Origin of the sequence: Thermophagus sp. OGC60D27 (assembly GCF_052400625.1) — a bacterium.
Classification (GTDB): Bacteria; Bacteroidota; Bacteroidia; order Bacteroidales; family Marinilabiliaceae; genus Thermophagus.
Map to the genome: position 1 here is coordinate 38,910 of NZ_JBQTGH010000007.1, position 14,768 is coordinate 53,677.

General features: G+C 45.5%; 12 protein-coding genes. 1 reads left to right on the top strand and 11 read right to left on the bottom strand.

The features are described from left to right. The first annotated feature begins 268 nt into the window (after positions 1 to 268). On the top strand, positions 269 to 1,276 hold the full coding sequence (locus ACT29H_RS09800; protein ID WP_444821446.1) for a TolB family protein: 1,008 nt from the start codon (positions 269 to 271) through the stop codon (positions 1,274 to 1,276). 13 nt (positions 1,277 to 1,289) lie between these two features. On the opposite strand, the gene ACT29H_RS09805 is transcribed toward ACT29H_RS09800, so the two are convergent. The 11 genes from ACT29H_RS09805 to hisD all read right to left on the bottom strand — a co-directional run bounded on the left by ACT29H_RS09805 (position 1,290) and on the right by hisD (position 14,754). Continuing rightward, complete coding sequence (locus ACT29H_RS09805) at positions 1,290 to 2,729, bottom strand: lyase family protein (RefSeq protein ID WP_444821447.1); 1,440 nt, start codon at positions 2,727 to 2,729, stop codon at positions 1,290 to 1,292. Positions 2,730 to 2,743: 14 nt separating this feature from the next. After that, positions 2,744 to 3,907 (bottom strand): sigma-54-dependent transcriptional regulator, encoded by a 1,164-nt coding sequence (locus ACT29H_RS09810; protein WP_444821448.1) that lies wholly within the window; start codon positions 3,905 to 3,907, stop codon positions 2,744 to 2,746. An 88-nt stretch (positions 3,908 to 3,995) separates the two neighbouring features. Next, a complete protein-coding gene (locus tag ACT29H_RS09815; RefSeq protein ID WP_444821449.1) occupies positions 3,996 to 4,937 on the bottom strand; it encodes a Ppx/GppA phosphatase family protein in 942 nt (313 codons plus the stop codon). A 221-nt stretch (positions 4,938 to 5,158) separates the two neighbouring features. Beyond that, a complete protein-coding gene (locus tag ACT29H_RS09820) occupies positions 5,159 to 6,502 on the bottom strand; it encodes an ABC transporter permease (RefSeq protein WP_444821450.1) in 1,344 nt (447 codons plus the stop codon). Next, on the bottom strand, positions 6,499 to 7,440 hold the full coding sequence (locus ACT29H_RS09825) for an ABC transporter ATP-binding protein (protein ID WP_444821451.1): 942 nt from the start codon (positions 7,438 to 7,440) through the stop codon (positions 6,499 to 6,501). Before ACT29H_RS09825 ends, ACT29H_RS09820 begins: the two co-directional genes overlap by 4 nt. A 321-nt stretch (positions 7,441 to 7,761) precedes the next feature. Continuing rightward, a complete protein-coding gene (locus tag ACT29H_RS09830) occupies positions 7,762 to 8,217 on the bottom strand; it encodes a DUF6146 family protein (RefSeq protein ID WP_444821452.1) in 456 nt (151 codons plus the stop codon). A 731-nt stretch (positions 8,218 to 8,948) separates the two neighbouring features. After that, on the bottom strand, positions 8,949 to 10,085 hold the full coding sequence (hisB, locus tag ACT29H_RS09835) for a bifunctional histidinol-phosphatase/imidazoleglycerol-phosphate dehydratase HisB (protein WP_444821453.1): 1,137 nt from the start codon (positions 10,083 to 10,085) through the stop codon (positions 8,949 to 8,951). A 145-nt stretch (positions 10,086 to 10,230) separates the two neighbouring features. Then, positions 10,231 to 11,139, bottom strand: coding sequence for an alpha/beta hydrolase (locus tag ACT29H_RS09840; RefSeq protein ID WP_444821454.1), 909 nt, complete (start codon positions 11,137 to 11,139; stop codon positions 10,231 to 10,233). 45 nt (positions 11,140 to 11,184) lie between these two features. Beyond that, positions 11,185 to 12,219, bottom strand: coding sequence for a histidinol-phosphate transaminase (gene hisC / locus ACT29H_RS09845; RefSeq protein WP_444821455.1), 1,035 nt, complete (start codon positions 12,217 to 12,219; stop codon positions 11,185 to 11,187). A 60-nt stretch (positions 12,220 to 12,279) separates the two neighbouring features. After that, positions 12,280 to 13,122 carry an alpha/beta hydrolase gene (locus ACT29H_RS09850; RefSeq protein WP_444821456.1) on the bottom strand — a complete coding sequence of 281 codons (843 nt, stop codon included), beginning with the start codon at positions 13,120 to 13,122 and terminating at the stop codon, positions 12,280 to 12,282. Between the two features lie 351 nt (positions 13,123 to 13,473). Beyond that, positions 13,474 to 14,754 carry a histidinol dehydrogenase gene (hisD, locus tag ACT29H_RS09855; protein ID WP_444821457.1) on the bottom strand — a complete coding sequence of 427 codons (1,281 nt, stop codon included), beginning with the start codon at positions 14,752 to 14,754 and terminating at the stop codon, positions 13,474 to 13,476. Positions 14,755 to 14,768 lie beyond the last annotated feature (14 nt).

A 14,768-nucleotide genomic window follows, 5' to 3' on the forward strand; every position in this document is an offset into this window, starting at 1 on the left:
AAAATAATTAAAAATACCACAGGATGGCAAATTCGTGTGCTTGGCATTTTTTTGCATTGCTTACGTGGGTGTCTTTTGAGTTGAGAATCTTGCATTAAGGTTCCGGCAGCGAGAGCCCCTGCGATAATGATTCCCACGAAAGATAAGAAGTGGTGTAACCTGCCATCGCTTTAATCGTAACATTCGCAGTACCCGAGGTCGCCCTAACTGATTTTTTCTTTTACTCAGAATATCGTCGGGTAAACGACGGCATGGTGAATTTTTATTTATGAATATCAAGATAGGTTTAATTTTGTTGTGGGTATGTTGCTGGTTGTCAGTTAAGGGGCAGACCTACGAAGCATCTCCTTCCGATTTTTTCTTTTCCACATCCGCAGAGGATCGTGCTTTTATGATGGCGCCTTCCCTGATCTCCACAGGCATGGATGAGGTTTATGCAACCCTGAGCCCTTCCGGGGATGAATTCTATTATTGTATTAAGAGTGGACCACGCCAATCGGTGATTGTGGGGATTCGCTTTGAGGATGGTTTTTGGACTTTCCCCGAAGTGGCTCCATTTTCGGGAAAATATACCGATTTGAGCCCTTTTGTATCACCCGACAACCGGTATTTGTATTTTGTGTCGGACCGGCCGGTAAATGATTCGGATGAGTTGCCGGACTTTAACATCTGGAGGTGCCCCCGGAATCCAGATGGAAGATGGGGTAACCCTGAACTAATAGCGTTTAGCTCAAATACCGGCAACGAGGTGTCTGTGTCGGTAGACATGGCAGGTAATATTTTTTTTAGCGCCGATTATGAGAAGCAAAGTCTTACGTTTGATCCTTCCGCCCTTGATATTTATTGGGTGGAAAAGGAGACCGATGGATCCTGGAGCGAGATCAGAAAATTAGGACCTTCGGTTAATACCGACGCTATTGAGCGAACTCCGGCCATTTCTCCGGATGGAAAAACATTGGTCTTTAGCTCCTCAAGAGAAGAGGAAAACAGCTCGGCAGACCTGTATGTCTCATTACTTCAAAATGGGGAGTGGAGACCCGCCCAAAAATTGAGTGAACAAATTAATTCCAGTGCCTACGAATGGTGTCCTGCCTTTTCGGGAAATGGACAATGGCTGTTTTTCGTTTCCAATTTGAAGCGAGAGATGCCGGCCGTAAGAGATTATTCTTCATTGAAAAAGTGGTTATTGGGAGAAGGAAACGGTTCTTTTGATATCTATTATGTTAAGGCATCTGCAATTCCACTTCAGGTAAATTATAATGTGTCGTTGGATTAACTGCTTATTCCTCTCAATCAATATTTTTCAGGCTGAATCCCAACGTTGTCAATGAGGAGGGGCTCAATATTTGTCGAAGATCTTCGGGCAATATGATTTTCAGTTTGTTATTGCTTTCAAAAACAGAACCGTTGGATTCTTTCATGTGTTGTGCCAGCAATGCTGCTTTTTGATGCCCTATATAAGGAACCAGAACTGTGGTGATGGAAGGATTTTTGAAGATCTCCTCTTTTTCTGGCCCGGAATCTACTGTTAGTCCTTGTAGCATTTTATCTCCCAAACGAATACATCCTGAATGTAACAACTGAAAGCTTTCCATAAAGGCAGCACCTATGGCCGGCAAGTAAGCATTGAGGTCCAGGCATCCCTGTGCCGATAAGGATGCGATCAGTTGATCGTTGGCGTAAACCTTGTGGCTGATTGAGATGATAAATTCCGGGATGACAGGGTTGACTTTGCCCGGCATTATTGAACTACCCATCTGTCTTTGGGGGAGATTAACCGACTGATGAATGTATAGATCGGAGCCCAATAGTCTGAGATCCCCGGCAATTTTTTCCAGGTTGACGGCCAGAGCTTTTAAAATGGCATGAGCTTCCACCAAATCGTCGTTGTTCATGGTGGCATCGGACCTGTTTTCTGCAACCGATAATGGCAAACCTGTGATTTCACGCAGCGCTACGGGAACCTGATGAATAAAGAAACGGGGAATACCCATGCCTGTTCCTGCCGCTCCACCACCGATGTTGATCTCTTTGAGACGCTCCCTGATGCGGGTAATGCGCCACCAGTCGCGCGATAATGCGTTGTTGTAACTGCCGAAAAGGTGACCGTAGGTGGAGGGGACCGCCTGCTGCATTTGCGTATAGGCCTGGCGCATCTCAGTACCGTATCTCTTTTCCAGAGTCTCCATAAACCCTCTGGCGGTATTAATGGCTTCGCTTAAGACCTCTGCCTGCCGGATTAAAGCAATATGCAGTGCCGTGGGGATCACATCATTGGTCGATTGGTAAATGTTGGCATGATCCAGTGGGTCAATATGATGATATTCGCCTGTTTGGTGTCCTATCCGGAGCAAAGACCGGTTGGCAATTATTTCATTGACATTCATGTTGATGCTGGTGCCCGCACCGCCCTGAATGGCCGGAACAATAAAATGATCGAAATGTTGGCCTTGAGATACTTCCTCAGCCGATGCTGCCAAAGCATCCAACACGGTTTGCGACATCCAGTGATGCCCTTTGGGCGGGGCAAGACCTTTCTCTTGGGCTGTTGCGCGAAACTTTTGATAGGTGTTATAATAGGCCAGCTTGACCTGACCTATGGCCTTATACCATTCTATGGGAAAGGGGCTGGTATTGTCAAAATTTTCTTTGGCTCGCAAAGAATGAATGCCGTAAAGATGATGGTCGGCAATCTCTTTTTTTCCTATCAGGTCTTCTTCGGTGCGCATCGGTTTAAGAGGTTTTATTCCAAGGGCATGGAGTAGGCCTTGACATCCTTTTCAGTGATGGTGTCGCTACAAAGAATGAGAAGCCTTTCTATGACATTGCGGAGTTCGCGTATGTTGCCGGTCCAGTTGATGGCTTGTAAGGCCTTGACTGCCGAGGGGTCAAAGGTCTTGGGCTGTATGCCCAGCTCTTGACAGATTAGCTGGTTGAAATAATCGGTCAGTAACGGGATATCATCTTTTCGTTCATTAAGAGAGGGTACGCGAATGATGATTACGCTAAGCCGGTGATATAAGTCTTCCCGAAAGCGCCCTTCTTTGATTTCATCCTGCAGATTTTTATTGGTCGCTGCCAGAATGCGAACATCCACCTTGATATCCTTGTCGCTGCCTACCCTCGAGATGATGTTTTCCTGAAGCGCCCTGAGTACCTTTGCCTGGGCTGCCAGACTCATATCGCCGATCTCATCCAGAAATATGGTGCCGCCATTGGCTTGTTCAAATTTTCCTTTGCGTTGTTTGTGCGCCGACGTAAATGCCCCTTTTTCATGTCCAAAAAGTTCACTCTCTATGAGCTCCGAAGGAATGGCTGCACAGTTGACTTCCACAAAAGGCTGTCCCGCACGGTTGCTCTTTTCATGCAGCCAGCGAGCCACCAGCTCTTTTCCCGTCCCGTTTTGTCCGGTGATCAGTACTCGGGCATCGGTGGGTGCCACCTTGTCGATCATGGCTTTTATCTTTTTCATGGGCTCCGACTCGCCAATCATTTCGTAAGTTTTACTCACCTTACGTCGTAAAATCTTGGTCTCCGTCACCAGCTCTTTCTTGTCCAGCCCGTTGCGGATGGTTACCAACAGGCGGTTCAGGTCAAGCGGTTTCTCAATAAAATCGTAGGCCCCTTTTTTGATGGCCTCAACAGCCGTGTCAATGTTGCCATGCCCCGAGATCATAATTACCGGAACGTCAGGAGAGGTCTGCATCATCTTCTCCAATACTTCCATGCCATCCATTTCAGGCATCTTTATGTCCAGCAAAACAGCATCAAACTTGTGTGAAGTAAATTGTTCCAGTCCTTCCGGACCATCTGCGGCCAGAACGACTTCATGCTTCTCGTATTCCAGAATATCCTTGAGGGTATTACGTATGCTTTTTTGGTCATCAATAACTAATATCTTGGACATATCTCATTCTTTTATTTGGATTCTACTTCAACCGATTCCTGACATTCCTCCTCCTTGCGGGGTGCATGACGGGGTGCGTAACCGGTTGCTATAACTGGCTGGAAATGATTTGCAATACAGCTCCTTCCTTCAGCGAAAAGGCACATTGCCAGACTTCCTTTATCTTTAGTTCTTCAACGATGAATTGAACGATGATGCAGGCCGGAACGATGCTTTCAACCCGATGGGGCTCCATCCCCGGCATCACCCTCCGCTGATCCGAGGTTGATTGAAGAAGCTCCTTATGTAGCCCCATTAAGCGTCCATTGTCCAACAACATAGAGGTAAGCTTTGCAACATCCAGAAGAGGATAGTATTTCTTGGCCAAAAGCGCGGCCAGGGTGTCAAATGATCCGGACGATCCCACCAATCTTTTGATGGGGAATTGTTTGACCGCTTGGTAAAGCGGCGCCAGCTCTTTTTTCAGGTGTTTTTGAATGGCTTTGATTTCACTGTCGGCAATAGGATCTGACGGTGTAAATTGTTCCAGCAGACGAGCAACACCCAATTCAAAACTCTTTTTCCACGCCACACCAAAACGGTTGGCAATAATGAATTCGATGCTTCCGCCTCCTATGTCCATGATCAACACATAATCTTCATCCAAAGGGAAGACCTGTCTCACCCCGTCAAAAATGGTTTGGGCCTCCTCGTCGCCCTGTATGATGCGGATGGTTAAACCCAGCTCATCCTTAACTCTCTTGACAAAAATATGGCCGTTGTCGGCACTGCGAATGGCTGAGGTGGCAAAACAAAAGATGCTTTCAACCTGATATTCGGAGATGGTTATCAAATGCATCTTGAGAGCATCTATGCCCCGCTCCATCGCTTCTGGCGTAATGGTCGATTTGTGTATCCCCCCTTGTCCCAGCTTGGCCGGATACTTCGACTCTAAAAGAATACTGTAGCTCCTGTCGGAATTAATTTCGGTAACAAGTAAATTAAACGTATTCGTTCCCAGGTCAATGATGGCTATTCTGTTATGCTCCATAATTAATTTTGAGATCCATTTCAAAGGTACAAATAAACATTTTATGTGATTGGGTCGGACCCGGATTATTTTGTCTGTGGGATCGGGATTTTTTGACCCCACATCTCTATCTATAATCGTTGTTCGGTGGAAGAATACCATACCAGAAACGGGAGATCGGAATGTGGCTCCGTCCCCCGTTATCTGATGCGGTTATTCAGAAAATTAGTTGGTATGTTTGGTTAATCCGAATATTTTATCCACTTCCATATTTCTTTATAGTCCACTTTTTTTCCATACATCAATATGCCCGTTCGGTAAATTTTACCGGCTAGCCAGGTGGTGAAAATAAATCCCCCAACGAGTAAGGCCATCGAAAGCAGCAATTCCCACAAGGGCACCTCGAAGGGAATCCTGGCCATCATCACCACCGGGGAGGTGAACGGAATTATGCTAAACCAAAACACGATATCGCTTCCAGGATTTCGGAAGGTCATCATGGCCACATAAAGCGCGATGATAATCGGAATGGTGATGGGTAGCATAAATTGTTGCTGATCACTTTCGTGGTCTATGGCCGCACCCACCGCCGCAAAGAGTGCACTGTAAAGGAGATAGCCCCCAAAGAAATAAAACAAAAACAAAAGAAGGGTCTTGGCCGGTTCAAGGCTTTTAACCATTTCCATGATCTTATCAAACTCAAGCCCATCACTCGTGGGAACCGCCTGTTGGCCGTTATCCAGGTTTTGCAATAACTCTGTTTGTGGGCTGGTCGCCGAAGGAAGAGGCGTGTCGTTGAAAAAAACTGACTTGACACCCGTTACGATTAAGAGGGTGAGCACCACCCAAAGCAAGATTTGAGTCAGTGCTACCATGGCCAACCCAATGATTTTGCCCATCATCAGCTGAAAGGGTTTTACCGACGATACAATCACTTCCACTATGCGGGAAGTTTTCTCTTCCATTACCCCTCGCATTACCTGACCTCCGTATATGAAAATGAACATATATGAGATAAAGGCAAAGGCCATGCTGATGATCATGGTCAGCTCTGCAGAGCTTTGTTTTTCGCTTCCGTCATCTCCGATCTTTACCGTGGATATTTCCACATTTATACCCTCCAGATCTGACATTATATCTTCCAGCCCGGATACATTGTATGAGAGTAATTTGGATTCTTTGAGATATTGCCGTAGGCTCCTTTTGACATGGTCTTTCACGTCCATGGTGATTTGCGAGTCGCTGTAAAGACGGATTGCATCCGGCTTCTCCAGCAGATTATCTGAGATAACCAGAAACGCATAATAGCCCGACTCTGAAAAGTTCTGACGAACTTCATCTTCGTTTTGGTCGTTGAGAAATTCAAACTTTAACAACTCGGTGTTGTTGATTTGTCCGGTGTAAAGCCCTGTCTCGTCTATTACGGCAATCACTTTGCTCTCATCGTCTTCCATCGAAGCCAGCCAAACCGGAACAATCATCAGGGCTGCAAATAGAAGCGGCCCCAGAATCGACATGATGATAAAGCTTTTCTTTTTGACTCGCGAAAGATATTCTCGTTCTATGATTAGTGATATTTTACTCATGATTCCTGTTTTTGGCTCGGGGTTGTTTTTTGATTCACGACCTGAATAAAGACATCATTCATGCTGGGAAGCAATTCCTGACACTGGTGAATATGACATTGCGACAAAATGGTTTCCAGCACCTGATTGATGGATTGGTCGTCTCTGATCTTCACTTGGGCATTGAAATGATCGTTGATCGCCTCAAAACGGTGAAGGACAAAATGGTTGCTTAAGATTTTTTCGATCGTTTCGGGGTTGCCCGAAAAATCAATGCTTACCAGATTTTGCCTGAACTGCCGGCGTACCGATTCGGTGGGGCCTTCGATCATCGCTTTACCATTGTTGATCAGGCTGATGTGATCGCACAACTCCTCTACCGATGCCATGTTGTGGGTAGAAAAAATGATGGTGGCACCTTTCTCTTTGAGTTTTAAAATCTCTTTTTTCAAGAGGGCGGCATTAACAGGATCAAAACCGCTGAATGGCTCATCGAAAATCAGAAGAGCCGGCTCATGAAGAACGGTAACAATGAACTGCACTTTCTGCGCCATTCCTTTGGAGAGTTCTTCCACTTTTTTGTCCCACCAGGATTGAATTTCAAACTTTTCAAACCAATATTTAAGCCGTTTCAGAGCGTCCCTGCGCGAAAGACCTTTTAGGCGCGCCAGATAGAGCGCTTGCTCGCCCACTTTCATCTTTTTGTAGAGACCTCGTTCTTCGGGCAGATAGCCAAAATCACGAATGTCCGAATTTTTTAGGGGACGTCCGTCGATCATCAGAGTCCCCTCGTCGGGGCCGGTGATGCGATTGATGATGCGGATCAGAGTGGTTTTCCCGGCACCATTGGGCCCCAATAATCCATAAATGCTGTTTTGGGGGACATCAATTTCTACTTTGTCCAGGGCCAGGTGATTGACATATCGTTTTACTATTCCTCTGGCTTCAAGAAATGCCATGCTATTAAAGTTTTACGATTAAACCTTTGAACTCGTAAAAATAGCTAAATATATTCCTGCTCCAAGGATTGTGATTATAAAAATTTTTCTCGGTGCAGGAAGATAATAAATGAAGACCAAAGAAGTCTGTTTGTGGTTGGTTTATGATAAGTTGAATGATTGAAAGGATCCCCGTGTCAAGCCATCTTCCAAAATTGCATCTATTGATCGGGAAAATTGAAAATTTCTTTTATCCCCTTAACTTATATCTTATATCTCTAAATCTTAAATCTCATATCTTAAATCTTATATCTCTAAATTTCATATCTCTAACAATAATTTTCACCTTCCACGAGGAATGAGCACTATCCCGTATTCATGTTCTATAAAACGAAAGTAGGAATAGAGCCTGTAGTTGAGTTCCAGACCGTAATCCACAGAAGGGTCGTAGTCGATGGCGGTTTCATAGAAGCTGCCGTAACGCAGTGGACTGCTGTGACGGTGGTTCCACTCGGTAACGTAGCGCTGGTTCCAGTTTTCGTAATATTGCTGCGAATAATAATTGGCCGGGGGCTGAGAGATCAGCCATGATTCAAATCCGGGATCCAGAACAATCAGTTCATATTCTACCGAGTCTTCACTCTGAGTGATGTTGTTCTTTTCAAATTTTACCTTTGGCAGAGGGCCTTCTAATTTTTTTGTGGATGAACATGAGAAAAAAATAATGCCCGAAAGCATGACCGGTATGAAAGCCAACTTCCACCAATGTTTGGTATTCTGTTTCATGGTTGAGTTCATCAGTTGAAAATTTATTTATGTCCTGGTTATACGTTGCTGTTCTAAAATCAGATTGTCCTTAAATTAAGGATTAAACCAAGTAAAGTCAATTGATGTACATTGCCCTCCGACCCTCTTCATATTGGTTATAAATTAATCAAATATATGTCATGAATAGATTTTTTAATGCATTTTTCGGGTTCAATTTCATGCAATTGATATGCCAATTGTTGATGGGTTTTGTTTGAAACCTTGCTGCAGCGATGTAACGGCTTCCAGAGTGATTTGAACCCTTGCTGCAGTGATGTAATGGGTTTCAGAGTGATTTGAAACCTTCCTGCAGCGATGTAACGGCTTCCAGAGTAATTTGAAACCTTCCTGCAGCGATGTAACGGCTTCCAGGGTGATTTGAAACCTTGCTGCAGTGATGTAATGGGTTCCAGAGTGATTTGAAACCTTGCTGCAGCGATGTAATGGGTTCCAGAGTGATTTGAAACCTTGCTGCAGCGATGTAACGGCTTCCAGAGTGATTTGAACCCTTGCTGCAGCGATGTAATGGGTTCCAGAGTGATTTGAACCCTTCCTGCAGGGATGTAACGGCTTCCAGGGTGATTTGAACCCTTGCTGCAGCGATGTAACGGCTTCCAGAGTGATTTGAAACCTTGCTGCAGCGATGTAATGACTTCCGCTATAAGTCGAAATGTTGCTTAAGTCCCGTCTTCTCTTTTTCTACCAGTAACGAGTAGTTCTGATTAAAGAAAATTTTTTGTTGAAGGGAGCTGTTGGTTCAACGGATCTTTTCGGATGGCCGCTTTTATGGCTCGTGCCAGAGCTTTAAAAATAGCCTCTATTTTATGATGCTCATTTTTACCTTTGGCTTTAATGTAGATGTTGGCCGCCGAGGCATCCGCAAAACTTTTAAAGAAATGATAAAACATTTCGGTGGGCAGATCGCCAACTTTTTCACGTTTAAATTTGGCTTTCCAAACCAGCCAGGGACGACCGCCAAAATCGATGGCTACATGAGCCATGCAGTCATCCATGGGCAATGAGAAGCCATACCGATCAATCCCTCGTTTGTCGCCCAAAGCTTTTTTTATGGCTTCACCCAACGCCAGCGCCGTGTCTTCGATGGTGTGGTGTTCATCTACATGAAGGTCGCCATTAACATTGATGTCAAGGTCACATCCCGAATGGCGGCCTATTTGCTCCAGCATATGATCAAAAAAGCCAAGACCGGTGTTGATGTGGCATTTACCTGTGCCGTCGAGATTTAAATCAACTTTAATTTGGGTTTCGGAGGTGTTGCGCTCTACGGTAACCTTACGGTCTTTGGTGAAAAGAAAGTTGGTGACTTTATCCCAACGATGGGTGCAAAGCACACAGTGCTCTTTTAGGTTTTGTTTTTCCAACAGCGGAAGAACATCTTCCGGCTCTTTTAGAAGAATGGCTTTACATCCCATGTTTTTTGCCAGCTCCACGTCGGTGAGGCGATCCCCGATGACAAAAGAGTTTTCCAGGTCGTAATGACCCGACAAGTATTTTTCTAACATTCCGGTTCGTGGCTTTCTGGTAGGGGCATTATCTTCCGGAAACGAACGGTCGATGTGAATGTCCGCAAACTCTATTCCTTCGCCTTCCAGAGTTTTCAGCATTTTGTTATGAGCGGGCCAGAAGGTTTCCTCAGGAAAAGATTCCGTTCCCAGTCCATCCTGATTGGTTACCATCACCAACTGGAAGTCCAGATGCTTGACAATACGAGCCAGATTGACAATGGCGCCCGGATAAAATTCCAGCTTTTCCAGACTGTCCACCTGGTAGTCGACGGGTGGTTCTTTGATTATGGTGCCGTCACGGTCGATAAAAAGAATACGTTTTGGTGTTTCCATAAGGATTCTCAAATTGCCGGTTGAGATGCAACCACTATGGCAAGGTTTAGTTACAAAATGAATTGTTTGAAAAACGACGCCATGCGGGTTTCATTCCACCTGAATTAATTGAATTTATTTCTTGTGGCATGTAGATGATTATCCATTAACGAATGTTGTTGGCCATCCATTCTGCCAAATGATCGGTCCATTGAAAGGCGGGACTATCCTTTTTGAATCCAAATCCATGTCCTCCACGGGGAAGGAGGATCTCCTTGACCGGAACGTTATTGTCTTCCAGTGCTTTTGCGTAGGAGGTGGTGTTGCCTACAGGAACCGATTTATCGTCAGAGGCATGAAGGATAAAGGTCGGTGGCGTCTTTTTGGTGACTTGTTTCTCGAGGGAGAAGAGTTCAACCATTTCGGAGGATGGATTTTCGCCTATCAACGCTCTTTTTGACCCTTTATGAGTTAGCTCGTCGGTCATGGAGATGACCGGATAGATCAGTACAGAAAAATCGGGACGCACCGCTTTTCCTCTTTTGGCGAAAGGGATTTTTTTGTTGAAAAGAGTAGAGGCCGATGCAGCCAGGTGTCCGCCGGCCGAAAATCCCATGATGCCCACTTTGTTCGGATGGACACCGACCGATTGGGCCATTTTACGAACCGTGAGGATGGCTTGCCGGGTGTCGGCCATCGGAATAAAGGTGGCCTTGTCAAAGAGCTTTTCGTCGGGCAACCGATATTTTAGCACAAAGGCTTGATACCCCAGTCCGGCCAGCCATTGGGCAACCTGTTTTCCTTCATGTTCGTAGGCCTCGTAATGGTAGCCTCCACCCGGGCAAATGATGACGGCCGGTTTGGCCGTTTCTGTTCCGGCCGAATACCACCATAATTCAGGCTTGGTGACATTGGTGAGTACCGGAGACCCGCTGCCGGAGGACTTCCGGATTTCTTCTACATCCGTTGCTTTGTTGCCGGGAATGCTCCCTTCGTAAAGCGGAAAAACAGCATCCTGTGCCACGGTATTGAAAGCTAAGGTGGTCATTGCAATCCAAAGTAGTCGTTGTTTCATCTCTTTTTGGTTTTAAAAAGTGGTATGGATGAATCTTTTTAGGGATTAAAGCATTTTCAGGGCTTCAATCAATAATTGATTCTCTTCCGGTGCGCCAACCGTAACGCGCAAACAGCCTTCGCATAAGGCTACGGAAGATCGGTCACGAATAATAATCTTTTTATCCACTAGAAAATTATAGATTTTTTGGGGGTTTTCGGTCTTTATTAAAAGAAAATTGGCATCAGAAGGAAAGATTTTCTGAACAAAAGGGATGGCCTTCAGCGCTTCAATCAGTTTCTTTTTTTCTTCCAGCAGCTCATTTACCCACGTCTGCATTGTATCTTGATTTTTTTCCAAAAATTCCAATGCTTTTTTCTGAGTCAAAAGATTGATGTTGTATGGATATTTAATTTTACTAAACGTGTTTATTATAGCTTCGTCGGCAAAAGCCATTCCCAGTCTGATACCGGCCATCCCCCATGCTTTGGAAAACGTTTGTAAAATCACCAGGTTTGGCCAGACATTGAGACGGGGAAGCCAGCTTTTCTCAGCAGCAAAATCAATATAGGCTTCATCCAGTACCACCATCCCGTCAAAGCTTTCGAGCACTTCAAGGATGTGTGCTTCTCTAAAGCAATTACCGGTAGGATTGTTGGGCGAACAAAGAAAGATGACTTTGGTGTGTTCATCCACCTGGTTCAAAATGGCTTTGGGGTCGAGCTGAAAATCCGGTGTGAGCAAAGCCTTCCTGACTTCTATGTTGTTGATGTCGGCGGCTACCTGATACATGCCGTAAGTGGGGACGATGGAAACGATATTGTCAATCCCCGGTTCGCAAAAGGCACGCAACACAATATCTATGGCTTCATCGCTGCCGTTGCCCAAAAAGATTTTTTTCGACGATACGCCCTTGATCCGGGCAATGTGCTTTTTGAGCTCCCGCTGATAGGGGTCGGGATAACGGTTGTAAGGGGCATTAAAGGGATTTTCGTTGGCATCCAAGAATACCGCCGCCTCGCCACTGTATTCGTCGCGTGCCGAAGAATAGGGTTTGAGATGCCTTATGTTGGGGCGTAATAACTGCTCGAGAGGCTTCATTGCTAAACAACTTTAGTTAAGATGTTCTTGACTATTCGGGTGGTGATTGTATCGTCGATTTTAGTTTTGAGCTGGGGCATTAACATGCTTTTCCTGCGTGATGCGTGCTACTTCTTTTAGAAGAAGAGGAAAGGCCGGTTCAGTCATGCCGTGTCCATATCCGTCGAGTTCATATAATCGGGTTTGAGTGTGTCCTACCACTTTCATCATACGCATTAAATAGGCGTTTTCTTCATAACGTCCCAGCATCTCCAATTCACGGTCGCCGGTTATCAGTAACAAGGGTGGGGCATCCGGACGAACATGGTAGAGTGGTGCCATCTCGTCTACTATCGGTTGTGTGCCGGGAATTCCTCGCTCATCCCGAATGGTGAAGTGGGTAATGGTATGTCCGCTAAAAGGAATTAACCCGGCAATTTGATTGGCATCGACATGAAATTTTGCAAGCCAATGTTTGTCCAGACCAACCATGCTGGTGAGGTAACCGCCGGCAGAGTGTCCCGACACAAAAACCAGAGTGGAATCCCCGCCATACCGGTGGATGTTTTTGATGGTCCAGGCTACTGCCGCGGCGGCATCTTCAACATATTTGGGGGATTTAACCTTGGGGTGAAGCCGATAGTTGACTCCAATTACGCAGATCCCCTTGTTTTTCAATGCTTGTGGTATTTCTTTATGACCCTGTGATAAACCCCCTCCGTGAAACCATACGACAGTGCTGAAACCCTTTTTGTTGGTAGGGTAATAGATGTCCAAAACACATCGCTCATTGATATAGTTATCCGACCGATTGATCTCATCGGAATAGTAGTGGACATTGGATACCGTTTTGTAATTTGAATCCTGTGCGTCTAAAGATAGCCCGGCCATCAGTAGCAGGATAATCAGAAGTGTTGCTTTCATCCGTATAAATTATAGTTAAGTTATTGGTTGGATGGAACTCGCATGACCATTAGTTGATCCATGTGCTTGTTTTGACAACCTCACATTGTCATGCTCGTTTCATCAGTTTATTGGTTCAGGAAGTATTCCCAACCATGGTAGCAGAACGAAATAACCGTTGTTATGCTCTTTCCTGCCTTTAATTCTTTGGGGGGAGTAAATATAAGCAAGGTTAATAGTTTTTGGTTGTTGTTATGAGTCAAAATCCGTTAAGTTTTTGAATCGTTTAAGTTTTTTTGACATTCGAGTATCCGATTTTAATGGGTGTTTTTTGGGGGACTACTGGTTTTTACTATTTGGTTGTGCATTGGGTCATGTTTTTTTTAGGCGTAATGAAACGGCCATTTTATGGGCGTCCAGTTGTTCGGCGGCCGCCATGGTTTCAATAATGGGGCCCAGTTTTTGGAGTCCTTTTTCGGAGATCTTCTGGAATGTGATTTTTTTACAAAAACTATCCAGGTTGACACCGCTGTATGCTCTGGCATATCCATAGGTGGGAAGGGTGTGGTTGGTGCCGGAGGCATAATCGCCGGCACTCTCAGGGGTGAAATGTCCTAGGAAGACCGATCCGGCATTGATGATATTTTCTGAAACATATTCGGGATTTCGAACGGCAAGAATTAAGTGTTCCGGGGCATACGAGTTCGAAAAAGCCACCATTTGGTCCATCGTTTTCAGCAGGATAATGCGGCTGTTTTGTAAGGCTTTCCGGGTGGTTTGGGCCCGGGGGAGATGTTGGAGCTGCTCGTCGATCTTTTCGGTTACTGCTTCCGCCAATGATTCGCTGTTGGTGACCAATATGGATTGGCTATCGGGTCCGTGTTCTGCCTGCGATAAAAGGTCTGAGGCAACAAAGTCGGGATCGGCACTTTCATCGGCCATCACCATCACCTCGGAAGGCCCTGCCGGCAGATCAATGGCCACGCCATCGAGCGTTACCAGCTGTTTGGCTGCCGTCACATAGCTGTTTCCCGGGCCAAATATTTTGTCCACTTTGGGGATGGTTTCCGTGCCGTAGGCCATGGCTGCAATGGCTTGAGCCCCGCCCACTTTGAAGATTTTTGTAACACCCGTCAGGTGGGCCGCAAAGAGAATGGCCGGATGGATCTTCCCCTCTTTGTCTGGTGGCGAACATAGTACAATGTCTTTGCATCCGGCTATGGCGGCAGGAATGGCCAGCATCAAAACCGTTGAAAACAATGGGGCTGACCCTCCCGGAATGTAAAGACCTACCCTTTCGATGGGGGTGCTGCGCTGCCAACATACCACACCCGGTGTGGTTTCTACCTTCTTTATCGGTAGTTTTTGACTTTCATGGAATTGACGGATGTTGAGGATGGCCGCGTTGATGGCACTTTTTAACTTGCTGTCCACTTCCAGACATCCTTTTTTGACCTCTTCTTCGGGAACTTCAAAAGTGTTTAGAGCTATCCCGTCGAATTTGGCTGTGAACTCACCAACGGCTTTGTCTTTATCTCTTTTTATAGCATCGAGGATGGGTTTTACTCTCTCCATTACCTCCTGTTGGTTGCCGATGGCCCGTTTTATGAGTTGAGGCCATTCGGCAGGATCCGGATATCTGAATGTCTTCATGGAATTTCTGTTTT